The organism is Zobellia uliginosa, assembly GCF_018860745.1.
GTDB lineage: Bacteria > Bacteroidota > Bacteroidia > Flavobacteriales > Flavobacteriaceae > Zobellia > Zobellia uliginosa_B.
In genome coordinates, this window is sequence record NZ_JAHKPY010000012.1 from 533,927 (window position 1) to 559,949 (window position 26,023).

17 protein-coding genes are annotated in these 26,023 nt (G+C 39.0%); all 17 read left to right on the forward strand.

What is annotated here, in order from left to right; genetic code table 11:
• Nucleotides 1-136 precede the first annotated feature (136 nt).
• Nucleotides 137-1,099: a helix-turn-helix transcriptional regulator gene (locus tag KO521_RS13765; RefSeq protein ID WP_215940715.1), complete on the forward strand. Its 963-nt coding sequence runs from the start codon at nucleotides 137-139 to the stop codon at nucleotides 1,097-1,099.
• Between the two features lie 248 nt (nucleotides 1,100-1,347).
• Nucleotides 1,348-2,238, forward strand: a complete 891-nt coding sequence (locus KO521_RS13770) for a nucleotidyltransferase family protein (RefSeq protein WP_194528839.1) — start codon at nucleotides 1,348-1,350, stop codon at nucleotides 2,236-2,238.
• The gene (locus tag KO521_RS13775; protein ID WP_215940467.1) at nucleotides 2,238-3,302 is read left to right on the forward strand and encodes a phosphotransferase enzyme family protein; all 1,065 of its coding nucleotides are present in this window, start codon (nucleotides 2,238-2,240) and stop codon (nucleotides 3,300-3,302) included. Before KO521_RS13770 ends, KO521_RS13775 begins: the two co-directional genes overlap by 1 nt.
• Before the next feature lie 160 nt (nucleotides 3,303-3,462).
• Nucleotides 3,463-7,647: a hybrid sensor histidine kinase/response regulator transcription factor gene (locus KO521_RS13780; RefSeq protein ID WP_215940468.1), complete on the forward strand. Its 4,185-nt coding sequence runs from the start codon at nucleotides 3,463-3,465 to the stop codon at nucleotides 7,645-7,647.
• A gap of 204 nt (nucleotides 7,648-7,851) precedes the next feature.
• Nucleotides 7,852-9,408, forward strand: coding sequence for a sulfatase family protein (locus KO521_RS13785; RefSeq protein ID WP_215940469.1), 1,557 nt, complete (start codon nucleotides 7,852-7,854; stop codon nucleotides 9,406-9,408).
• A gap of 9 nt (nucleotides 9,409-9,417) precedes the next feature.
• A complete protein-coding gene (locus KO521_RS13790) occupies nucleotides 9,418-10,917 on the forward strand; it encodes a sulfatase (protein ID WP_215940470.1) in 1,500 nt (499 codons plus the stop codon).
• A gap of 1 nt (nucleotide 10,918) precedes the next feature.
• On the forward strand, nucleotides 10,919-12,508 hold the full coding sequence (locus KO521_RS13795; RefSeq protein WP_252730068.1) for an arylsulfatase: 1,590 nt from the start codon (nucleotides 10,919-10,921) through the stop codon (nucleotides 12,506-12,508).
• A gap of 13 nt (nucleotides 12,509-12,521) precedes the next feature.
• A complete protein-coding gene (locus tag KO521_RS13800; protein WP_215940471.1) occupies nucleotides 12,522-13,274 on the forward strand; it encodes a GDSL-type esterase/lipase family protein in 753 nt (250 codons plus the stop codon).
• Between the two features lie 38 nt (nucleotides 13,275-13,312).
• Nucleotides 13,313-15,025 (forward strand): glycoside hydrolase family protein, encoded by a 1,713-nt coding sequence (locus KO521_RS13805; protein ID WP_215940472.1) that lies wholly within the window; start codon nucleotides 13,313-13,315, stop codon nucleotides 15,023-15,025.
• 7 nt (nucleotides 15,026-15,032) lie between these two features.
• Nucleotides 15,033-16,472: a twin-arginine translocation signal domain-containing protein gene (locus tag KO521_RS13810; protein WP_215940473.1), complete on the forward strand. Its 1,440-nt coding sequence runs from the start codon at nucleotides 15,033-15,035 to the stop codon at nucleotides 16,470-16,472.
• 113 nt (nucleotides 16,473-16,585) lie between these two features.
• On the forward strand, nucleotides 16,586-18,166 hold the full coding sequence (locus tag KO521_RS13815) for a sulfatase family protein (protein WP_215940474.1): 1,581 nt from the start codon (nucleotides 16,586-16,588) through the stop codon (nucleotides 18,164-18,166).
• 14 nt (nucleotides 18,167-18,180) lie between these two features.
• Nucleotides 18,181-19,683: an alpha-L-fucosidase gene (locus KO521_RS13820; RefSeq protein WP_215940475.1), complete on the forward strand. Its 1,503-nt coding sequence runs from the start codon at nucleotides 18,181-18,183 to the stop codon at nucleotides 19,681-19,683.
• A 33-nt stretch (nucleotides 19,684-19,716) separates the two neighbouring features.
• Entirely contained in the window at nucleotides 19,717-21,429 is a 1,713-nt protein-coding gene (locus tag KO521_RS13825; protein ID WP_215940476.1) for a GMC oxidoreductase, read from the forward strand.
• Entirely contained in the window at nucleotides 21,429-21,992 is a 564-nt protein-coding gene (locus KO521_RS13830; RefSeq protein ID WP_215940477.1) for a gluconate 2-dehydrogenase subunit 3 family protein, read from the forward strand. Before KO521_RS13825 ends, KO521_RS13830 begins: the two co-directional genes overlap by 1 nt.
• A gap of 46 nt (nucleotides 21,993-22,038) precedes the next feature.
• Nucleotides 22,039-22,956, forward strand: a complete 918-nt coding sequence (locus tag KO521_RS13835; RefSeq protein ID WP_215940478.1) for a hydroxypyruvate isomerase family protein — start codon at nucleotides 22,039-22,041, stop codon at nucleotides 22,954-22,956.
• Between the two features lie 30 nt (nucleotides 22,957-22,986).
• Nucleotides 22,987-23,919 (forward strand): sugar phosphate isomerase/epimerase family protein, encoded by a 933-nt coding sequence (locus KO521_RS13840; RefSeq protein ID WP_215940479.1) that lies wholly within the window; start codon nucleotides 22,987-22,989, stop codon nucleotides 23,917-23,919.
• Nucleotides 23,920-23,945: 26 nt separating this feature from the next.
• Nucleotides 23,946-26,000: a family 16 glycoside hydrolase gene (locus tag KO521_RS13845; protein ID WP_215940480.1), complete on the forward strand. Its 2,055-nt coding sequence runs from the start codon at nucleotides 23,946-23,948 to the stop codon at nucleotides 25,998-26,000.
• Nucleotides 26,001-26,023 lie beyond the last annotated feature (23 nt).

The following is a 26,023-nucleotide window of genomic DNA, read 5'->3' on the forward strand; positions in this document are numbered from 1 at the left end:
TACTGACAGGCTGTTGTCACCCTACAACTTTTTCTTTGTTCTTGGAAAAGACATCTTAACAGCTAAAAAAATGAAATTCCGATATTTTTCAGGTCAGTCTCTGAAGTTTTATCTTTGGAATATATACCGCACTCTTATGGGTTTGGACACCATTAACAGATTTGACCGCATAGTAGCTATATTAATTCAATTGCAATCAAAAAGAATAGTAAAGGCTCAAGAATTAGCTAATCGTTTTGAAGTTAGCCTGCGTACCATCTACCGAGATATTCGCTCCTTAGAAGCATCGGGCGTACCCATTATCAGTGAAGCTGGCGTAGGATATTCTATTATGGAAGGCTATCGTCTTCCTCCCGTAATGTTTACCCGTGAAGAAGCCGGAAGCTTTGTAGCTGCAGAAAAATTGATGCAAAAATTTACCGATACCTCACTAGGCTCTCACCATAAATCGGCAATGTATAAAGTAAAGTCGGTTTTAAAGGGAAAGGAAAAAGATTGGATTTCCACTTTGGAAGCACAAGTATTGATTGACCCATCTGAAACTCCCTTTGATGAAAATATTCCCAACGCTCTAGAGATTCTATTTGAAAGTATTGCAGATAAGAAACAGGTATTTCTAAAATATCATTCTCTAAATTCAGAAAAACCATCTGACCGTTTTATTGAACCTGTAGGACTTTTTCATGAGAACAACTTTTGGTATGTACTAAGCTATTGTCATATCAGAAACGATTACAGACAATTTAGAACGGATAGAATGTTGAGCATCACAAGAACGGACAAGCCTTTTACGCTAGAGCACGGAATGTTAGATGATCACTTAAATAATGGAGCCGACCAAGAGAAAACCAAAATCATTATTTCTGTTGACAAAAGTATTGCTCGTTATATTTCAGCAACAAGAAAGCAGTACGGATTTGTATCTCAAGATATCAAAAAAGACAAAGTTATAATGACCTTTATGACGCAAGATGTATTTCAAGCTTTTCCCAGATGGTATTTGATGTTTGGTGATTATGCCGAAATAATTGAACCAACAAGCTTAAAAGAAAGAGTTATTGAAATCCTTGACGAAACCAAAAACCGACTTAGGAATTGATTTAATGATCATCGGTTTTCGTTCAAGCCTTTTCTTACTACCTGCACAACGTACATTCCAAACCTATTTAAGCATCGTCAAAATCCGTCTACACTAGCAGCTTATGGAAAGAAGTACCTTCTTGTAACCCAGATTGAAGCTAAGACTCAATCAACAACATGTCAAAAAATTGTTATGTAAATAGAATTGACCTACAAATTTTCATGTGAAAACCTTATTTTAGCGCCACTCTTATAAAACTTAAAGACATGACCTTATTATTAATGGCCGCTGGTAGCGGTAGCCGATACGGAAAACTGAAACAATTTGATGATTTAGGCCCTAACGGCGAATTTTTGATGGAATTTGGTATTTATGATGCCCTTAAAAACGGTTTTGACCATATAGTCCTCATTACTAAAAAGGAAAATGTTTCTTTGGCCGAAGACCATTTGCGTCCTAAATTACCTGCCAACATTAAATTAGACGTTTTAGCTCAAGAAATTACAGATTTACCAGAAGGATGTTCTTTTTCAGGTGAGCGTAAAAAACCTTGGGGTACGGCACATGCAGTTTGGACCGCAAGAAACGTGATAAACGGACCATTTGCCGTTTTAAATGCAGATGATTTCTACGGACAATCAGCTTACGCTAACGCTGCTAATTTTGCACGTGAACATAATAATGACAATACTTTTGCCCTTGTGGGTTACACTTTAAAAAACACCTTGTCAGAACATGGTTCTGTATCTAGAGGGGTTTGCCAAGTAAATGGAGACGATTTAGTTTCTGTAGACGAGCGTTTAAAGCTTGAACCAAAAGACGGTAAAGTACTAGACCTTGATTCTGGCAACGAATATACAGGCGAAGAGCAAGTAAGTATGAACTTCTGGGTTTGTCAACCTTCAATTTTTGATAAAATCGAAAGTGAATTCAGAACTTTCCTTGCTGATGATAATCTAGCCACAACTAGTGAGCTTTACATTCCAAAGACAGTTCAGGAAATGTTACAGGCCGGCGAAATAAAAGTAAAAGTAGTACCATCTGGTGGTGATTGGTTTGGCGTAACTTATGCCAGTGATCGTGAGAAAGCGGTTGCCAACCTACAAGGTAAGACCGATGCGGGCAAGTACCCTTCTCCGCTTTGGCCAAAAAAATAATGAGTACGTATTCTAGCGAAGAACTTAATGAATTATTAGGGCACTTTTCATTGCCTCAAATGGAGTATTTGATCAAACCGTTAACAGACGGTTTGATCAATGATACCTTTTTGGTTTTTGATGCTGCCACCCCATTATACATCTTACAACGGGTAAACCATCTTGTCTTTACCGATGTAAAAGGGCTGATGAATAATATTCAACAAGCTTTTAAATATTTAAAGGGAGACGATTATACCAGAATAACTTTGGTGTCGCCAAAAACTGGAGGTAGTCATTATATCTCACCTATAGGCAACCATTGGCGGGTCATGACGTATATAAACGGCAGCACCGCTTATAACACTACAGAAGACAGCAATATTGCTTTTGAAGCCGGAAGAATAATCGCTAAATTTAACTCACTTTTGCAACAGGCGGATTTAGAAGATTATGTTGATACCATTCCTCGCTTTCATGACATTACTTTACGCCAAGACCAATATAAATCCGCTATAAAAACTGCACCTCCTGAGAAACTGGAGATTGCAGAAAAAGCGATTGTATTCACAAATGAGGTTTTAGAGAAATTAACAGCGTTAGATTTAAAGAACTTACCCGTAAGAGTTTGCCATAACGATACCAAATTGAACAATATTCTCTTTTCTAAAGAGACAAAAAAGGCCCTTTGTCTAATTGATTTGGATACACTTATGAAAGGTTATTTTCTCTATGATTTTGGCGATGCCGTACGCACTATAGCCAATACCGCTGCAGAAGATGAACAAAACCATAATAAGATTGTTTTTGACAAAAACCTATTTGAAGCTTTTATAGATGGCTTAGCGATCAATGGTTCATTTTTAACCAAAAACGAAGTTCAAATGCTACCTTGGGGTGCCGTTCTCATGCCTTTTCTGCATGGAATACGGGCTTTGACGGATTACCTCAATAACAATATATATTATAAAGTAGCTTACGAAAACCAAAACCTAGACCGTAGTTTAAGTCTATATAATTTTACTCAAAAAGCATTGAGCCATATAGATTATATGGAAAGTGTATTAAAAGAAAAACTGGGTTAAATTCAACAAACACCTATTCCTTCTAGAAAGATAAACTTCTAAAAACCAACATTAAAAGGTCATTTTTTATCATTACAATTCTGTTGTTTTTATAATTCCAATCCAAAACAAACCTAGAATAAAGAGCTAGTTAACCATCAACTAGTGTATTTTTACTACCTTGAAAATTAATTCCGAACACCCTGCAGGTAATAAATCGGTTTCTGGTTTTATGTCCAAAAAAGTTTGCTCAACATTTGTATGTCTTCTCTTCTTTCTCTGCCTTTTTGCTCAAGAAAGCGAACTTGAGTTCTCTCAAAATTATACAATTACCGATGGTTTAGCTCATAATGGAACGACTTCAATTCTAGAAGATTCAAGAGGTTACATATGGGTAGGTACCTTTGAAGGTCTTAACCGTTATGATGGCTATGAATTTAAGACTTTCAAGAACACACTGAGTCAAGACCTTTTTATAAGTAATCGTATTAGATCACTTAAAGAAGATACAAAAGGGAATATATGGATTGGTACGGATGAGGGTATCTCCCTATATAACTATGACCTAGAAGAGTTCAGCGACATTTATTCAAATCAACTCGCCAAAAAAGGAATTAAAGGGCCGGTCGTTAGGGATATTTCTATAAACAAAGACCAAGGCATTATTCTCTGTGCTACTGAAAAATATGGAATTCTAATATTTAACGATGATTATACCTTAAAAGACGAATATTCCCCCACGGCCTTTTATGAGAATGGGGCCGTTAAATTCTACAGCTCACTATCTATAGACAAAAGTACATACCTCTATGCTACATCCGTAGGCCTACTTTCTTTTAGCCTAAAAGACCATCAATTTACTAAAGTAGTTTCCAATGAAATAAATAATTGCGAGTCTTTGCTGCGTATTAACGCATCTACTTTTTTGGCAACACTTAAATCTGGCTTCGCAATACTTTCTTATCAAAAGAAAGGTGCCAATTATGACTACCGAGTCGTTAAGAATAACCTTTTACCCTCACAAAACTTCAACAGCTCTGCTTTTGACCACGAAAACAATCTCTGGCTTGGCACTTTGAACAACGGAGCTGTTCGCATTAATGATATTAATACCCTTTATAAGAACACAGACATAGATTATTCATTATTTAAATTCCAGAACAGGCAACTTCGCATAAGCTGTTTTAACACTACCTCCAATAACCGGTTTTGGGTGGGTTCTTTTGACAAAGGTATTTTTCGTTTGGATATTAAAAAAAATCCATTCAAAGAATTTGACGGACAAAGTCCTTACCAATTTGGTGTAAGTGATCGACATTTAATTCATATAGCCCCATTGGACGATCACAGGACTTATTTGACCAAAAACCAAGGAGGCTTGGCTCTTTTCAATTCAGAAACGTCTCAATTTGACCCATTACCTTCTGTTTTTTCAGATAAATATGCTTCACGAATTTCGTCGGTGTATATTGATAAAAGAAAAAGAACCTGGTTTATGGTACGAGAAAAGGGTTACTTTAGGTTAAATCCGGGAGAGAAAAACCCCCTACCCATTAATATTAGCTCGCTCCCTGAATTTTCAGGGATAGAATCTTATAAAATAACAGAAGACAAAAAGGGGAACCTCTGGCTTGGTTCCAGAAGAGGTGTTTATAAGATTTCGGTAGATAAAAAAGGTAACGTCACCAGAATAGAAGCCCTGAACGACAATCCGTATTTTGATAATTTTAAAATGATACTGGCCCGTTATGTATATGCAGACCCTGAGCATGATTTTATATGGGTGGGCACAGCGGAAGACGGTCTTTTTAGAATTAATATTAAAGATGACCCTTTATTAAAACATGCAAAAATCAAGCACCTCCGGATGGACAAGAAGGAAGGAGGTCTACCAAATAATTTTGTTTCTGCCATAACAAGAACACCAGATGGGAATTTATGGATAGGAACAGAAGGGGCAGGAATCTGCAAAGTAGAAAATAGTGAAAATGAACCTATTTTCATCCCTTTTTCCGAAAAAGATGGACTTTCCAACAACGTTGTAAAAAGTATTAACATTGACAATGAAGGCAACCTTTGGATTGCTACAAATGTAGGCCTAAATAAATTTTACCCTAAAGAAAAAAAGTTCAGGAAATTCGGCAAAGAGGATGGACTCCCCTTTGAAGATTTTTGGTACGCTTCCTCTTACTTAAAAAATGGCACTTTGGTATTGGCTGGTCTTGAGGGCTTCTCCTACTTTAAACCAGAATCAATCACCGACTACGAACCACTGCCCACTTTACATTTTGGAGATTTCAAAATATTCAACAAAACTGTTTTTCCTCAGGATACGGTCAACAAAAGGGTGTTGCTTTCCGAACGGCTACATGATGGCCAAAAGTTAAAATTAAGATACGATGAAAATGTTTTTACAGTAGAAGCTTTATCCCTGCATTTTGCTTCCACAGAAAATCACTTTCTAAAATACAGGCTATTACCCGTAGACCAGAATTGGCTACAGACCACCTCCGATCAACGCATGATCAACTATAATGGTTTACAGCCCGGAACCTATTCATTAGAGGTAGCAGCATCAAACTCCATTGGAGAGTGGACCGCTCCCAAAACCCTTAGCATAGTTATTTCCCCTCCATTTTGGAAAACTCCCTTGGCCTATATTCTTTATGCTTTGGCTTTCTTTTTAATTCTGGGTATTGTGCTCTATAACATTATAAAAGTACAATCGTTGCGCTACAACATTCAATTGGAGCAAATAGAAAAAGACAAAGTAAAAGAAGTTAACGCGGCCAAACTTCGGTTTTTTGCAAACATTTCCCATGAACTAAAAACACCGCTCAATCTTATTTCTAGTCCAGTTAAACTATTGTCCGAGCGCTACAAAGACAATATAGATTCTCAGGAAAAGCTGAATATCGTGGCCCGCCAGTCCAAAAAAATAGGACAGCTTATAGACCAAATTCATGATTTTGAGCGGGTAGATGCCAACTTAATGGAGATGAACTATTCAAGATTTTATTTTGATGAGTTCATAGAAAGCCTAGTTCCCGATTTTCATTACCTAGCCTACAACAGTCACAAAAGATTGGAAGTTGTTTCTAAAAATTCAAATATTGTAGTCTCCGCAGACCGCGACAAGCTAGAAAAAGTATTCAATAACCTTTTAAGTAATGCCTTTAAATATACCGGTGTCAATGATGTTATTACAATTACCTATGTAAGTGATGACAAAGACCTTCTTGTATCAGTAACCGATTCGGGAAGAGGTATTCATGATGATGATCTACCCCATATTTTTGAAAGGTTCTATCAATCCCGAAAAAGAGAGAGCATACATTCTACAGGTTCCGGCATAGGGCTCGCTTTTTCCAAAAAATTGGTAGAAATGCATTATGGTTATCTGGAAGCTTTTAGTGAAATAGGAGTTGGCACAACTATAACGGTACGTCTACCGGTGGTAAAAAAAGAATCTGCGGACGACCAAGCTTCCAAGGAGAATGCCATCATAACGGCCGAAAATGAGGTGTCAGATGCAGAAACTACGATAGCAAAGACTGAAATTTCCAAAATTAAAACAAGCGGTGACCACTCAGAAAATCTTATTTTTTATGTGGAGGATGTACTAGATATGCGGCTCTACGTATCTAAAGTGCTTTCTAAATTCTTTAAGGTCAAAACATTTACCAACGGAAGGGAATGCCTAGATGCCATGGAAGACCAATGGCCAGATTTGGTCATAAGTGATATTCAAATGCCGGTCATAAACGGATTGGAACTTTGCAAACGTATTAAGGCAGATATAAAAACAAGTCATATTCCGGTTATATTACTTACCGCGTTAGATGATATTGAAAATCAGATTCAAGGTATTAAAGATGGTGCGGATGCCTACATTAAAAAACCTTTTGATGCCCGCCAGTTGGTAGCTCGAACGGAAGCCCTGCTGGAAAATAAAAAACGATTACGGGAACGTTTCAAAATTGGTATTCCGCTTATTAAGGACAACAACCTCAACATTAGAAACGATAATGCGTTTCTTGAAAAGCTATATCATCTCATGGCCGAAAATCTAGATAATCAAAATCTAGATATGGACCAATTTGCACGTCAATTGTACCTCAACCGTACACACTTCTACCAAAAAGTAAAAGCCTTAACGGATAAAACCCCGTTTGAAATGCTGAAAATGTACCGCTTAAAAAAAGCGGCAGAGTTACTTGTACAACAACCAGATCTATCCGTAAATGAAGTCTACACCATGACCGGATTTAAAAGCCGAACGCATTTTAGCAAGCTCTTTAAAGAAATGTACCATACTACTCCTGGGAAATATACAGCTCAAAGCAAAGACAGGAATTCTTTATAAAAGAATCTTTTATTAGTTCAAAGGATATTCGACAATAAGCGTTCAAGTTCACTTATGAATTAAAGAATACATATTTTGTACGTATAGAGACATCGTTTTCCTCCAGAAAAATATCTTTGAACTTAGTGACAAAAGGCATAACTTAATTTTAAAAGGAGTTATGGCCTAAAAAAATCAAATCACTATTATCAAAAAGTCAGGATTATGATAACATATGCTTTTCAAATTTTTCAATCCATTCTGAAATTCGGTTTGGTAGGAGTGCTATCACTTTGCACAAACCCTAACAATCAAAAGCCAGTTACAAAAACGGAACGTCCAAACATTCTGTTCTGTATTGCCGATGATGCTTCCATGAAAAGTTTTGGTGCCTATGGAGATACATTCATTAATACACCTGCAATAGACAATTTGGCCAAAGAAGGTGTCGTGTTTCAGAATGCATATAACGGAAATCCAAAATGCTCACCTGCACGAGCTTGTATCTTAACAGGCAAGTACAGTTGGCAGTTAAAAGAAGCGGCCGACCATAACGGTCGGTTTCCTCTTGAATTTAAAACCTATCCACAGTTATTAGCTAAAAAGGGGTATCGTGTTGGCTACACGGGCAAAGGTTGGGGACCCGGCGTGTATGACACCAAAGACAATCCTGCGGGGCCGCAACATAACGCTATCAAACTAGAACCGCCTTATAAGGGCATTACAGATGTGGATTATGCAGCAAATTTCGAGGCCTTTCTAAACGACAACCCAAAAGATACACCGTTTTGTTTTTGGTTGGGCGCAAAAGAACCACATCGCTTTTATGAATTGGACTCATGGAAAAAAGACGGAAGAGAATTAAAGGAAGCCAGTGTACCTGCATTTTATCCTGATAATGAAGTGGTCCGTGGTGATTTACTGGACTACGCCATTGAAGTAGAGTGGTTCGACACCCATGTGGGCAAGGCCATTCAGGCTTTAGAAGAAAAGGGATTATTAGAGAATACATTGGTAGTAATTACCTCCGATCATGGCATGCCTTTCCCAAGAGTTAAAGGTCAGATTTATGAAGAAGGTTTTCATGTTCCACTCGTTGCCTATTGGAAAGGAAAAATTGTTTCCGGTCGTACGGTGAGCGACTTTGTAAGTTTCTCTGATTTGGCGCCAACGTTTATGGAAGTTGCTGGTGAAACACCAACTAAACAGATGACGGGAGGTAGCATCATCAAACAACTTTTTACTCCAGAATCAGGTAGGATTGATGCTAGTCGCGACCATGTCCTTTTAGGAAAAGAACGTCACGATGTTGGTCGCTCCAATGAAGATGGCACAGACTTAGCCTATCCTGTTAGAGCTATTAGAAACGACTATCTTCTGTACGTTCACAATATTAAACCAGAAAGATGGCCCGTTGGTAATCCGGAATTCGGTTTTATGAATACGGATGGTTCACCAACAAAGAGTTACCTCACCAACCTAAAACCTGAAGACGAGGAGTATCATTATTTTGAAATGAATTTTGATAAGAAACCGGAAAATGAACTTTACAATATCCAGAAAGACCCGCATTGCATTACTAATTTGGCCGAAAAACCTGAGTACGCATCTGTAATTAAAACGCTTCGTACTCAAATGGAAACTGAATTAATTGCGCAAGGAGACCCAAGAACACTGGGTAATGGCGACATCTTTGACAATTACATTTACTATGGCAAAAGACTGGATTATAAAACAGGCAAACGGATATCACCCCTCAAATACGAGAAACAAACCGAATAGTTAAAATGCATGAAAAAGAACATTCTATACTTTCTACTTTTATTTTTTTACCCATTGGCTTCTATTTTGGCCCAACAAAAGCCCAATATCATTTTTATATTGGTAGATGACCTTGGTTATGCCGATGTTGGTTTTAACGGCTCCAAATATTTCGAAACCCCTTCACTAGATGCTTTATCCAAAGAAAGTTTGATTTTTGATAATGCCTATATGTATCCCACCTGTTCCCCATCAAGAGCAGCTCTTTTCACCGGAAAACAATCGTTTAGAACTGGAGTGTACACGGTTCCTGTTTTAGAAAAAGGAGATGCCCACGAGAACATTTTTTCTAGATGGACCGTTGGCAAAGAACACTCAATTTATGCCAAACCCCTTGCCGAGAATGGATACAAGTCTATTCACTTGGGTAAATGGCATATTGTTGGCCCGTTTCCTGAAAAAGAACTGGCCATGAGCTGGCCCATTCAACAAAGATTAGACCAGCCACAGGCGGGAGATTTCACATGGTTAGAAAATCACAAGACACCAGCCGTAAAGCAATACTACCCGGAAGGTAGAGGATTTATTAAAAATGTGGGTGGCACGTTCCGTGGCGACCCTGCTTTAGAAGAAGGAGGTTATAAAAGTGAAACAGGCGGGTATCGTGCACCATTCAGCAATCCATTTGTAGAACCAAAACCTGATGATGAATGGTTAACGGACCGGTTAGCCAATGATGCTATTGACTTTATGGATGAGCATAAGAGCAGCCCTTTTCTAGTTAATCTTCATTTCTATGCGGTACATCGTCCTATAAAAAACAGAAACGACGAGCTTTTTGAGAAATACATGAATAAAGCTGGAGACCCTGAATTAGGACAAGGCGTGGGTAAAAAGAAAGAGCGTATGGCCAGTTATGCCACCATGGTGCAGTCTATGGATGAGAATATTGGCAAAATTACGGCCTACCTCAAGGAAAATAACTTAGAGGAAAACACTATGATCATAGTCACCTCGGATAATGGTTATCACCCTATTGCTTCAGAGAATTTAAAGATGAGAGGTGCCAAAGGCGAAATTTATGAAGGTGGCATCAAAGTTCCCGCCTTAATCCATTGGCCCGGTAAAGTGAAGGCCCGAAGAACGGACATGCCAATTTCGGTTTTAGACTATTTCCCTACGATGATGGATGTAGCCCAAATTGATTACAAAAGTCAGCTTGACGGAAACGCTCTTACTCCCCTATTTCAAGGGGATACTAAACTTTTTAAAGAACGCCCATTGTTCTGGCATCTGGCCAGCCAATACAAAAACGGAACGTGTTCCGTAATAAGAAAAGGAGATTATAAATTGATTCAATTTTTAGCCGATGGAAAACTCGAACTCTACAACTTAAAAAGCGACCCTCTAGAGGCCAATAATTTAGCTGAAACGCAAACAAAAACAACCCAAAAACTACTTAAAGAATTAGTGACTTGGCGCATAAAAAATAAAGTGCCTCTACCCCCAAATTCCAGTCTCTCTAAGTAATATGAATCAATTTAACGGCTACACCATGCGCACCTCTAGACTCCTCACAACTTTAGTCCTAATTCTTTTAATAACCCCCTCATGTTGGACGCAAGAGAAATCGACTAAAAAACCCAACGTAGTTTTAATTTATGCTGATGATTTGGGAAGAGGTATGCTTGGTTCCTATGGTCAAAAAATGTTGACCACACCCAATATTGATAGATTAGCTTCAGAAGGTATGCAATTTGAAAGAGCCTATGGCGCTATGTACTGTGCTCCAGCAAGAGCAAGTCTGCTGACTGGCATGCATGACTGCCATGGTGGTGATGCTATGACTATTGTAAAAGCGGGTATTTACAAACAATTGGACAATGGCCTCACTTTTGATGAAATTAAAGATAAAATTCACGAAGTAGCATTACCTGCTGAAAAAGACGAAGTGTTTTTAGGAGAAGTAGCTCAAAGAGCGGGTTATACCACAGGGCAATTTGGGAAGCTAGAATGGGGTTTTGCCACCACTCCCGAACGTATGGAGCGCCATGGTTGGGACCATCATTTTGGGTACTACGACCACGTGCGCTGCCATGGCTTCTACCCTCCTTTTCTTTTTGAAGACGGGAAAAAAATAGATATCCCAGGAAACACACATATAGATTGTGCCAAAACCACGGAATATGACTCCCCAGAAAATTATGCTACTCGTTGGAACATGGAGGGCAAAGCGGTGTATTCCGAGCATATATTAATGGATAAAATGTTGGCTTTTATGGATGACAATAATCCAAAAAAAACCGATAAACCTTTCTTTCTCTATTTCCCCACACAGTTACCTCACGGACCAACTATGGTTCCTGAAGTACATCCCGAACTAGCGAACAATACCAATCTAACACAATGGGAAAAGGAATATGCTTCCATGGTAAAAATGTTAGATGATGATGTGGGCCGTATTTATGACAAACTAGAAGAAATGGGAATTTTGGAGAATACCATCATCGTCTTTACATCAGACAATGGGCACGAAATTTATTATCCTGAAGAAGGTCGCACCTCCAAAAACAACGTGAATGTAAAAGGAGAGGAGTTTGATAATATTACAACTCGCTTCAATAGTAAGGCCATAGGTGATATTTTTGATGGCAACGACGGCATGTCCGGTAAAAAGCGGGACAACTGGGAAGGTGGCGTACGTGTTCCGCTATTCTGGTATTGGAAAAACCATATAAAAGCCGGTGCAGTTTCAGACCAAATGGTCAGTAATTATGATTTTTTAAATACCCTTGCGGAAATTGTAGGCACACCACAAGTAAAAGAAAAAGATGGTATTTCTTATGCCAAAGTTCTATTTGGTGGCAAACCAAAACTGCGTGAATACACCATTTACTCTTCAAAAATGGGTCCCGCTTTAGTTACCCAAGAAGGTTGGAAGCTGAGGTACTATCTTAAAGAAAACGTTTTTCAACTCTACTATCTGCCTGAGGATTACGAAGAAATAAATGATTTAGCTAAAGAACATCCTGAAAAGACGGAAAACCTAAAAGCAATTCTCTATGAAGAATGCAATGGAAATTGGGAAAATGGACTTGGCCCAATTCAAATAAGAATCTAAATAAATTGGAGCTATGATCGAAAAAACATTCAGATGTAATTATATTTTGCTTCTTTTAATACTGTTTGCTTTTACATTTTCTGCAAATGCTCAATCTGATTTAATAGAAAATCCTGCGGCTACGTCTGTACAACGTGATGGGGACTGGTGGAACAACAGGCACAAGACCATCGTAGACAGACTTGATTCTAATCCTGAATTGATATTAGTTGGAAACTCCATTTTTCACACCTTGGAAGAAGAAGACCGCAAAGAAGTTTGGACTAAATACCTAGACCGATACCGTACTGTAGACATGGGTATTAGCGGTGACCGAACCGAGAATGTTATCTGGCGTATTGAAAATGGAACCTTAGAAGGTATAAATCCAAAAGTAGCCGTAGTTTTAATAGGAACCAACAATACAGATGGCAACCATTATTTAAACATAAGTACACCTGAAGAACTAGCCAATGGCATCTACAAAATATGTACCCTACTGAACCAAAAACTTCCTGATACCGAGATTCTGCTTATGGGTATTCTTCCTTACGGATACAAAGCCAATCACAGAGATAACATTAACAAAGCAACAAATAAACTGATTGCTTCCTTTCCAAAAAAGAATCCAAAAATTCACTACATCAACATTGGCTCTAAATACGTTGATGAAAATGGGAAAATCAAAAAAGAACTCATGCCTGATTACCTCCATCCCAATGCAGAAGGACATCTCTTAATGTTCGAGGCGCTTGATGCCGATATTCAAAAGTTAATGAAACAGTAAATGATTTAAAGCTCAACTTTTTACAGAACCAATACCAAATGAAACTCAATTATCTTCTTATAGCCCTTGTCTTTCTGAACCTCTCGCCTATATGCGCGCAGAAAACACCAGAACCTAAAACGAAGAAAAAGAAAGCCAGTGAAATGGTCATAGAAAGAGAACGACCTGCGGAATGGAGTAAGCTTGTTTTGGGTGGACGTTTTATGGACCGTTTTCTACCCATGCCCGATCTGGGAGGTATGACCTCCGGTACTTGGGGGGCACCCGGTGTAACCCCCAGAGATATCAACAATGGGGTGGAGAGTCCGCTTTGGTCTTATTGGGGCGGAAATACCCTATTGGAGCAGGAAGATGGCAAGTATCATCTCTTTGTCTGCCGATGGCCCGAAAATGCAGAGAAAGGCCATATGGCTTATCATGACAGCCGGGTTGTTCATGGGGTTTCAAAATCTCCTTTCGGCCCTTTCAGAATTGCCCGAGAAGTTGGTCATGGACACAACCCTACTTGGTATAAAACGAAGAAAGGTAGATACGTTCTTTATGTCATTGACAAGTATTATGTTGCGCAACATATTAATGGTCCATGGAAAGAAGGGCAATTTGAGTTTGACAAGCGAGATAGAGAAACCTCTAGCGCCCATAATTTTATGCACAACTGCACTTTCGCTCAACGTGAAGACGGCACATTTTTAATGGTGAATAGGCATGGGTATTCATGGTTTAGTAAAGATGGTCTCACCACATGGAATATGGTTGGGGAGAAATCTGGGTATCCGCCAGTAGAAGGCAAATATGAAGATCCTGTTATTTGGAAAGACAACATACAATACCACATGATCGTAAACGATTGGCTGGGCAGAATTGCTTGGTACTTGCGTTCAAAAGATGGTGTAGATTGGAAGGTAGAACCGGGTGAAGCTTATGTACCGGGAATCTCAATTCATGAAAACGGCAAAAAAGAAGACTGGCACAAATATGAACGTATCCGAATGCTACAAGATGAAAAAGGGCGAGCTATTGCCGCCAACTTTGCCGTTATTGACACTTTAAAATACGAAGACCTGCCCAATGACAACCACAGTTCCAAACTAATTGTCGTTCCATTGATAAAGGATAAGTTACTAACCCTCTTGAACGAGAATAAAATCTCTCCAAAAACAAAAGAGATTCGAGTAAAAATAGAAGCTGAAAGCGATTTTAATCCACAAACAGATATAGACTTAAACTCATTACGTTTTGGGGCTTCAGAAAAAGTAAACTTCGGAAATGGAAGTAAAATAACACGAACCGAAAAACTGGGCAAGGACCTCATTCTCATTTTCAATGGAAAAGGCAATGGGCTCACGGAAGACAACTTTGCCGGAAAACTAATTGGTAAAGACAAAAACGGAAAATTACTTTTTGGATACACCCGTTTGCCGGAAGTTGAATACGTCCAACCCATTCTCTCCGCCAGAGCTCCAACCTTTACAAAAACATCAGAAGGTTATACCGTTGAAGTGAAAGTAGAAAACTTTGGCCAAGTTGCCTCTACGGAGACGGAAATCAATATTACCCTACTAGAGAATGGGAACGAGAAGAATTTGGCATCGGGAAAGGTTCGACCTTTAAAACCGTTTCAAGAAGTAATGGTATCTCTTCCCTGTACAATAAAACTACAAAAAGGGAGTACCTATACTTTAAAAAGCACCCTTCTACCCCAAGGTGACCAACCTGTAAATTTTACCAAAACCATTACCCTACAAGAATAATATCAACATGAGCAACAGAAGGAATTTTATAAAAAAGGCAGGTATGGGCGCCGCCCTAGCAGGAGTTTCAGGTCCGTTAGCAGTACATGCCGCTTCCTCTCATTTTGAGGTATCCAATAAAACGGGTAAAAATGAAGGTGAACAAATAAAAATAAAAGTTACAAAACCCCTATTTTGCCCGTACCATAGTATTGGCGATGGAGCACTAAAAGGTGGTGATGCCTATTACTTTCAAAGTGATGCTTTTTCCCACAATCCATTTACTATTCCGGCCAGTGGCATGAGCGGTTCGCCCGTAATTCGTGATGCTGCAGGTAAATTCGTTGGCTTTATGACCACGTTTGGTTATGAAGATTCTACGTTTAGTTTTGATGGAAAGGAAACCTTGACCATCAATGTTCCCAATGGCCAAGAACTTTTTGTGGATGAAGGCGGAGATGGTGAAAAAGCCTGGAAGACCTACAACACCAAAATGATGGAACGGCTAAATATTCAGCCTTATAAAGTTTATCCTCATTTTTGGGCAGATGTGGAATATTGTACTTGGGTAGAACAGAAAATACAATCTAATGTTCCCAAAGGACATTTCAATATATTAAATCACGATTTTGTAGCGAAGTACTTAGATAAAATAGTTGAATACGGCTATCCTAAGGGAAAAATGACATTAGACCATGGTTGGGGACAATTTCCTGATGGCTCTCTAAATTCCGGTTATGGTTCCTGGAGTCCAGACCCCAAGAAATTTCCCGATTTCCATAAGACCATGGACCTTATTAATGAGAAAGGATTTACTCCAGGATTGTGGATTGGCTTCCCTAAAATTCATGCTGCTAGTACGGCTGCACAGAACAATCCTAATTTATTGGGTGCCTTCAGGGCCGAGGGCAAAACCCAATACGATAAAGGAGTACGCTGGCTGAACCCAAAATCCGATATTTTTGAATATGCCTCAGAAACCATCTATCGTTTTCATCAAATGGGGGTCCGAAAGTTTAAAATTGACATGTCATACAACACAAAATCAGACATGTTACACATACACAAAGAACTTTATAAAGCTGCAAAAGGTATTGACGAAACCATTGAAATGGAATTTCATGTGCCCGATATTTTCTTTACCAAGTTTACCGATGTTACCCGAACCAATGATGTTTGGCTCAATGATAAGTACGATTGGCCTGCCCGTGTAAAAACACATTATGAAATCTCATATAAATCTTCTCCGGGACGTGGTATCAATCTTGACCATATTGGTGGAAATGCCGAAAAAGACATTACGGAAGAAAAATACCTACAACACCTAGAAATGTTTAAATCTAAAATTGGCTATCCTTTGGTTTCAGTTCTACCACATCACATCAGTCAAAAATGTGTTGATGAAACAGGTGATTATTTATGGGATTATGAAAAAGGATTAAGAAATATCATTTCTGATTTTTACTAGTAAGCCCTGTAAAAGGCTAGTGATTTACAGAGAGAGACAAGAGATACACAGGTAAATACATCTTTTTAAGCTTTTTAAACTTCATTTGATGGTAGATTTAAATAGCGGTTTCTATGATTCACTGGTTTAAAAAAATTGGATTTTCTTTTTTACTCATTTTCCTTTTTACACTCGCATCTTGTGGTGGGAGTACCAAAAAAGAAAAAGTAGAAACTGTAGATAACCGTCCAAACGTTTTATGGATAACCATTGAAGACTGGAGTCCGGACTTATCCTGTTACGGCACAAAGGGTATCCACACACCTAATGTAGACCAATTGGCCGCAGAAGGTATTCGCTATAACAAGGCATTTACAACCTCACCGGTCTGCTCTACATCACGTTCAGCAATGATGACCGGTTTTCACCAAAACTATATTCGTGCCAACCAACATCGCGAACACAATAAACAGCCATTACCTCATGGTATAAAACCCATTCCTAAACTGTTTGAAGAGGCTGGCTATTTCACCACGTTAATGAGCTGGAAGACAGATATGAACTTTCTTCCTGACACCAAAGAAGAGCTTTTCATGAATACCAATGATTGGACGGACCGCAAGCCTGGCCAACCATTCTTTGCTAGAATTACCTTTGGAGGCACCCACCGTTCTTGGAACCGTGACCCACAAAGACCTATTGACATAAAAGATGTGGAGCGTCCTCCCTATTATGCAGACACTCCTTTTATACGTCGTGATTGGGCCAATGGTCTAGAGCAAATGCAATTAGTAGACCGTGAAGTAGGCGCCTTGCTAAAACGATTAGAAAACGAGGGATTGGCAAACAATACCATTGTCTTTTTTATTGGCGATCACGGCCGATGTCACATACGAGGCAAACAATTTTTGTACGATGGCGGTACCCGAATTCCTATGATTATGAGATGGCCAGGGAGAATTGAACCCAAACAAATAAGTGAAGATATGGTCATGTCTATTGATATTGATGCAACCATCCTTGAAGCCGCTGGCATTACCCCTCCGGTTCCACTTCACGGCAAAAACCTTTTAGGGGATGACATTAAAAACCGAAAATACACTTTTGCCGCCCGAGATAAAATGGACGAGACCCATGATGCCATGCGTTCCATTCGTTCTAAAGACTATAAGCTTATTCTGAATTTAATGCCCGAGAGGCCCTATTTGCAATACAACCAGTACAAAGAAAACGCATACCCCGTACTAGCAGAAATGGGCATTATGTACCTAAAAGGAGAACTTAATCCTGCACAAGCAGCCTTCTTTTCCCCCGTAAAACCTGAAATTGAGCTATATGATCTACGAAATGATACATATGAGGTAGACAATGTAGCAGATAACCCCGAATATAGCTCTGTGAAAAAAGAGCTACTGGCCGAACTTCAAAACTGGCGCACCAACGTCATTGAAGATGAAGGTGTGAGTGATGAATTTAGGGCCGTTGGCGTTTTTCCCGATAAGAATCCATTTTCAACAGTGGACGAATGGGTAGCCAAAAACCAAAAAAATTACGATTTCAACCGTATAGGCTGGCCTGCATGGTATCCTACAAAAACGCTTCAAGAATGGCAAAAGGCCCGCAACAAATGGGAACCTTACGCTATGAGAGGAGCTTCTGAAAATATACCTCGTCCTGAAATTGGCATTATCAAAAAGAAGAAAAAACAGAATTAAAGCCAAAATTCAGAATGACAACAAAAATTAAACTTGTACAAAAAGTAGCTATCGCCTTTATATTTTTTACGGGGATAACCGCATTACACGCTCAACTTAAACCGAAAAAATTTCAGCCCGAGTGGGAATCTATCCGAGAGGGCTATGAAATTCCCGAATGGTTCCGCGATGCTAAATTTGGCATCTTCCTTCACTGGGGACCTTATGCCGTACCCGCCTACAGTAGCGAAAAATACCCAAGAGGTATTTATGATAAAAAATGGTCAAAAGGAGGGAAAAAGCCATATACCTATCATCGTGAATATTATGGGGAACCTTCAAAATTCGGGTACAAAGATTTTATACCTGATTTTAAGGCAGAAAAATTTGATGCGGATGAGTGGGCTAAATTATTTAAAAATGCAGGGGCTCGTTATGTAGTGCCAGTTGCAGAGCATCATGACGGGTATGCTATGTACGCCTCCAACCACACCCGCTGGAACGTTAAAGATACAGGACCAAAGAAAGATGTAATGCGCATGTTGTCCGAAGCTGTAAAGAAAAACGATATGAAATTTGGGGTGTCTTCCCATTTTGCGCGCCACCGCGTATATTACCGTAAGGATGACCCAACTTGGGACACTAATGACCCTAGGTTTTATGACCTCTATGGTGAACCAATAGGTAATGACACCTTACCCACCAAAAAATTCCTAAATCTTTGGTGGAACCGTACTACGGATATCATTGACAACTATGAACCCGATTTATTATGGTTCGATTTTGGGTTGGACAAACCTGGATTTGAAGTCGTGCACAAAGAAATACTCGCTTATTATTACAACAAAGGTGAAGAATGGAACAAGGGTGTTGTTTTTCAAGATAAAAACATGAGAAACAAATCTTTTCCGGAAGACCTGATTGTATTGGATATTGAGCGTGGGCGCATGGATGGTATTTACAAATATCCTTGGCAAACGGATACATCTATCGGTAAAATTTCGTGGGGTTATGTCTCCAATGAAGAATACAAAACCTCTAACTACCTTCTAGACGAGTTGATAGATATAGTAAGTAAAAACGGCTGTTTGTTACTGAACATTGGACCAAAAGCAGATGGTACTATTCCTAATGAAGCAAAGAACATATTAAACGAAATGGGCAAATGGCTAAGCCTTAATGGCGAAGCTGTTTATGACACCAGACCTTGGACCATCTTTGGAGAAGGCCCTACCAAAGTAGAAACAGGACATCATTCCGAAAAAAACAATAAAGAATCCGGACCTGAAGACTTTAGGTTTACCACCAAAGACGGAATTCTCTATGCAACGGCTCTGGGTTGGCCTAAAGACGGGAAATTCAATATTAAATCGCTTGCAAAAAATAATCCGAACACATCAAAAAAAATAGCATCTGTAGAATTCATAAGCGGTAAAAACAGTATGAAGTGGAAACAAACTGGCAAAGGACTTTCTATTACCGTTACTGGTACAAAACCTTGCGAGGCCGCTTATGTCTTTCGGATAAAACTGAATTAAAAACAATCCAAACCTATTTTCAAAATATAGAAGATGAGCAAATTTTATTTTAACGAAGAGCAAAGTTCCTATGACGCTATTGTTGTGGGTACAGGTGTCAGCGGAGGCTGGGCTGCCAAAGAACTGTGTGAGAATGGGTTAAAGACCCTTATGCTGGAAAGAGGCAGAATGGTAGAGCACATTAAGGATTATACCACTGCCCACATGGACGACTGGGACTTTAAACATGGTATGGAACTCTCTATTGAAGAAAAGGCAAAAAGACCCAAACAAAGTAGAACTAATAAAGGAAAAAGTGCAGATTCATACAAGTGGTTCGTAAATGACTTGGACCACCCTTACAATGAGACCAAACCTTTTAATTGGATGCGCGGTTATCACGTTGGTGGCCGTTCCATAACCTGGGGTAGACACAGTTACCGTTGGAGTGAAATTGATTTTGAAGCAAACAAGAATGATGGTCATGGTGTTGATTGGCCTATTCGCTATAAAGATATTGCTCCATGGTATGATAAAGTAGAAACCTATATTGGAGTTTCTGGTGAAAAAATGGGGCTTAGACAATTGCCTGATGGGCAGTTTCTCCCAATGATGGAATTGAATTGTGTAGAGCAAAAATTTAGGGATAAAGTTTACGAAAATTTAGATGGACGAGTAGTTACTTCAGGTCGTATAGCCCACATAACAGGTGACAAAGAATTTGAAGGGCGCACCAAATGTCAGTTTAGGAACCGTTGTTCAAGAGGGTGTCCGTTTGGAGGATATTTCAGTAGTAACTCATCTACGTTACCAGCTGCGGAACGAACAGGTAATCTAACCCTAAGGCCTGATTCTATCGTAACCGAAGTAATTTACGACCCCGACACTAAAAAAGCTGCAGGGGTAAAAGTCATAGACCGCTTAACTAAGGAAGAATTTGTATTTAAGGCAAAGGTTATTTTCTTATGTGCATCGGCCATTGCATCGGCTTCTATTCTTATGCAATCAAAATCTGACCGTTTTCCTAATGGGATGGGTAATGATTCCGATCAATTGGGCCGTAACATCATGGACCATCATTTAGGAGCTGGCGCTAACGGAAAATTTGACGGTTTTGATGATAAATATTACAAGGGAAGAAGGCCTGGCGGTGTGTATATTCCTCGTTTTAAGAATATAGATGCTAAATCTAAGAGCAAGGATTACCTACGTGGTTTTGGATACCAAGGAGGTGCAAGCCGTAAAAACTGGAAAGATTCCGTTGCAGAACTTACGATGGGTGCAGAGCTTAAAGAAGCAATTCTAAAACCAGGTGGCTGGACCATGGGCGTAGGTGGTTTTGGTGAAATTCTACCTTACCAAGACAATCGTATGACCTTAGACTATGACAATTTAGATGGTTGGGGCCTACCAACGGTAACCTTTGATGCTGAAATACGCGACAACGAATTTAAAATGCGCGAAGACATCGTAGTTCAAGCGGCAGAAATGTTGAAGCAAGCAGGAGCTAGAGATATCAAAACTAACAACAGCTCCTATAATATTGGCCATGGTATTCACGAAATGGGAACCGCACGTATGGGTAGAGACCCAAAAACATCAGTACTTAATGGTCATAACCAAGTGCACGAAGTACCAAATGTATACGTTACTGATGGCGCCTTTATGGCATCATCAAGCTGTGTCAACCCTTCATTGACTTACATGGCTTTTTCTGCAAGAGCAGCCAATCACGCCGCACAAGAACTTAAAAAAGGAAATATATAATGGACAGGAGAAAAGCATTAATGCAGATAGGAATGTCTATGGGCTACGTAGTAGCCGTACCAACATTCATGAGTGTTTTACAAAGTTGTAACGATAGTAAAACCAACACTTGGACACCCCAATTTTTAACTCCAGATGAAGGCGTTGTACTAATTGGCCTAATCGACAGTATTCTTCCAAAAACGGATACCCTTTCAGCATCGGAAGTTAACGTTCATATTTTTTTGGACAGCTTTGCCAACGAAGTGATGCCTCCAAAACAGCAAGACCAATTTAAGGCTACCTTAAACCAACTAGCAGCCAATGCACTAGAAAGCTCCAAAAAAGAGCGGATAAGCGATCTTACCGCTACGGATCTTGCCCCTGAAATGAGAAAAGCATTGACCAATAAAAAAGCAAAGGGTGTACCCTTTGCCAAAAATATTCGTGATTTAACTATATGGGGGTATAAATGTACCGAGTATGTAGGCGAAGAGGTATTGGCCTATGATTCTATTCCTGGTCAATATATTCCATGCGGCGATTTAGATGAACTAACAGGAGGAAAAGCTTGGTCTATTTAAACCAAGCTTTAATCCACAAGAACCTACCAAACAAAGAGAACGAAAAATGAAAAGACGCAACTTCATACAAAAAACAGCATTATCTACAGGAGCAATCTCAATGGGTTCAGGGTTATCCTATGCCTCTAATTTAGCTTCATCAAAAGATGCTCATAAATTCAATTTAAAATATGCTCCACATTTGGGCATGTTTGAAAACCACGTGGGCAAAGACCCTATTGACCAATTGAACTTTATGGCGGACCAAGGCTTTACGGCTTTTGAGGATAATAAAATGCGTACCCGAGATGTAGCGCTACAGGAGAAAATGTCACAAACCATGCAGAAAAGAGGCATTGAAATGGGTGTTTTTGTCGCTGTCTTTTTAAAGGAAGGACATGTAGCTTCCGGCGACCCTGAAAAGCGAAAAGCCTTTTTAAAATACTGTAAAGAATCAGTAGAAGTTGCCAAACGTGTAAATGCGAAGTGGATGACGGTTGTACCGGGAAATGTGGCTGCCAAAGTTAAGGAAGGATACCAAACTGCAAATGTAATTGAAACCTTAAAACAGGCTTCGGCAATTTTTGAGCCGCATAATCTTACTATGGTGCTCGAACCTTTGAACTTTTTCAATCATCCCGGTGCTTTTTTAACGGATTCTCCACAAGCATATGAAATCTGCAAAGCTGTGGATACCCCTTCATGTAAAATTCTTTTCGATATATATCATCAACAAATACAGGAAGGTAATCTCATTCCTAATATGAAAGCTTGTTGGGATGAAATAGCCTATATCCAAATTGGAGACAACCCGGGAAGAAATGAACCTACCACGGGAGAAATTAACTATTGGAATGTTCTAAAATTCATAAAGGAGAAAGGTTACAACGGCATTTTAGGCATGGAACACGGCAATTCAAGACCTGATAGGGAAGGTGAACTAGCCGTTATAAATGCGTACAAAAAGGTGGATAGTTTTAAATAATTCAAGACGAAATTTTAGAAACTGAAAAAAATGCAAAGAAGAAAATTTATCAGTAAATCAATACAAGCCGCAACTTTAGCATCAGTAGCCGGAGTTCCTTTTCATGGTTTTGCAGACATTGCAAAATCGGATAAAAGTCGATTTTTTAAAATCTCGTTAGCGGAATGGTCTTTTCATAATGATCTCCGCGCCGGGAAAATGGATAATCTTGATTTTGCCGCCAAAGCTAGAAGTTTTGAATGCGAAGGTTTGGAATATGTTAATCAGTTCTTCATGGATAAGGCAAAGGATAAGACCTACCTCAAAGAAATGAATAACAGAGCCGATTCTGAAGGGGTAAAGAATGTGTTGATAATGATTGATAGAGAAGGGCAACTGGCAGATGTAGATTCCAAAAAACGTTCGCTAGCAATAGAAAACCATCACAAGTGGATTGATGCTGCTCATTTTCTAGGTTGTCATGCCATTAGAGTGAATTTAGGAGGAGGAATTGAAAAAGGAGAGGCTACAAAAACTGCCATTGATTCATTACATAAACTTGCGGATTACTCCAAAGATTCCAATATCAATATTCTAGTCGAAAATCATGGCGGTTTCTCTTCTGACGGCGTATGGTTATCTAACGTAATGAAGAATGTAGAACGAGAAAACTGCGGCACATTGCCAGATTTTGGAAACTTTTGTATTGAAAAAAACAAAGAACGCGAATGTGTGAATGAGTATGATAAGTACAAGGGGTTTGCAGAGATTTTACCTTTTGCAAAAGGAGTAAGTGCCAAATCTATTGAGTTTGATAAAATGGGCAACGAAACAACCATTGATTATTTCAAAATGATGAAAATGGTTAAAGATTCAGGATATACCGGCTTCATAGGTATTGAATTTGGTACATCTACTGGCTCAGAAGAAGAGGGAGTTAAATTGACTAGAGACTTACTTATAAGAGCAGGCTCACAAGTCTAAACAAAGCACCTAAAAAAATAAGCGTTATGAAATATACTTCCTTCAAAATAGCATATGCAGTTACATTTTTGACGCTTATTTTTTTTATAAACGGAACTGCTCAAAAGACATCTGATGATGTTGCCGTCCCCTTTATTGGAAATTGGGCTGCAGTTTTGCCGGATGGTCATCCTGTATGGCTTTCATTTTATATAAAAGATGGTGTTCTTGATGGCGAAGCATGGTCCGTAGGCCTTGGCAATGCTATTTCTGAATTAAAAATCAATTCCGATACCCTTTATTTCAAAAGACTATATAAAGTTGGCGCACCCAATTTTCCTGGTGGCCCTCCAACAGGAAAAAAAGTTCCTGTTCAAACCAGGGCAGTTGTTAAAGACGATAAGATATTTCTGTCTATGGACTGGCCCTTGTCTAATGGAACTACTAAAAAATTAGATTTTAAAGGTAAACGTTTACCTTCATTGCCTTCTAAACCAGATTTGGACAAAGTGAAATTTGGAGAACCGATTACTCTTTTCAACGGGAAGGATTTATCAGGATGGCGACTCACCAATCCAAATCAAATTAATGGATGGAAAGCAGAAAATGGCATTTTAATAAACACCACTCCCAAACTTAATTTTGACCCTTTTTCAAAATATGGCAACCTTCGTACAAATGGTGAGTTTAAAGACTTTAATCTCCAACTAGAATTTAATGTGCCAACAGGTGGAAATAGCGGTATATATCTATGTGGAAGATACGAAACACAAGTAGTAGACAGAGATAGTAGAATGCAAGGTTTGCAAGGTGTAGGTGCATTATTTGCTCGGATACCTCCTAGTGAAAATGCAGGTAAAGTTGGTGGTGAATGGCAAAAATATGATATCACCTTAGTAGACCAACATGTGACCGTCATTCTCAACGGAAAAAAAGTAATAGATAACGAACTTATCCTAGGTGCTACAAAGGGCGCACTAAACGCAGATGATACCAAACCCGGACCAATTTACTTTCAGGGGGATCATACCGCGGTTAAGTATAAAAACATAGAACTTCGGCCACGTATCAATCCCAATTATAAAAAACAAGGCACCGATACATTAGAATTTCTAAAGTTTGATGTTAATGGAAATGGGGCATTAGAACCAACGGAGATTCCTTTATTCGATCAAGATGTTTTTGATCAAGCTGATTCGGATATTGACTGGCAATTAAGCGAAAAAGAATACAAAAGCTACCTGGCTTATGAAAAACGCATACAATCTGACCGTACTTTGATTCCCGAAAATACTCAAATTTTTAGCGATGTACCGTATATTCTTGACGGTCACAATAGACATACCTTAGATATTTATCTACCGGATACTACAAAATTCAAAAAACCCTATCCTCTTGTTGTATGGATTCATGGCGGAGGTTGGCAAAAAGGCACAAAAGACCTTTTTGGAAAGCAGGCGTTTCTATTAAAACATGGGTTTTCCATGGCTTCAATAAATTATCGCCTTACTAGAGAATCAGAATTTCCAGAACAAGTTTATGATTGTAAGGCAGCCATTAGATATCTTAGAAAATACGCAGACCAGTATGGATTAGATGCTAATCATTTTGGATTATGGGGCTCTTCAGCTGGCGGGCATTTAGCCTCCTTGACAGGTACCACCAACAACTCAAAAGAATTAGAGGGAAGCCTTGGTGTAATCGATGCTTCTAGTGAGGTACAAGCCGTTTGTGTTTGGTTTGGCCCATCAGATTTAAATTTGATGAATACCTCTTCAACCGACAAATCAAAAGGCGAAAAACAAAACACAAAACCCATTATAAAATTCCTTGGAGGACCTTTCACAGAAAAACAAGAAGCTGCAAGAAAAGCGAGTGCCATAAACTATATTTCAAAAGACGACCCACCATTTTTAATTATGCACGGAGAAAAAGACCCTCTGGTACCCATAGAACAGAGTGCGCTGTTTTACAAAGCGCTTCAAAAACAAAATATTGATTCCGAATATATTTTGGTAAAAGATGGTATACACTCTTTTTTCATGGGTGTCAACAACCATAAAAAAGTGACAGAATTCTTCAAAAATAAGTTAATGGACTAAGGTCAAACTAAGAAACAACAAAG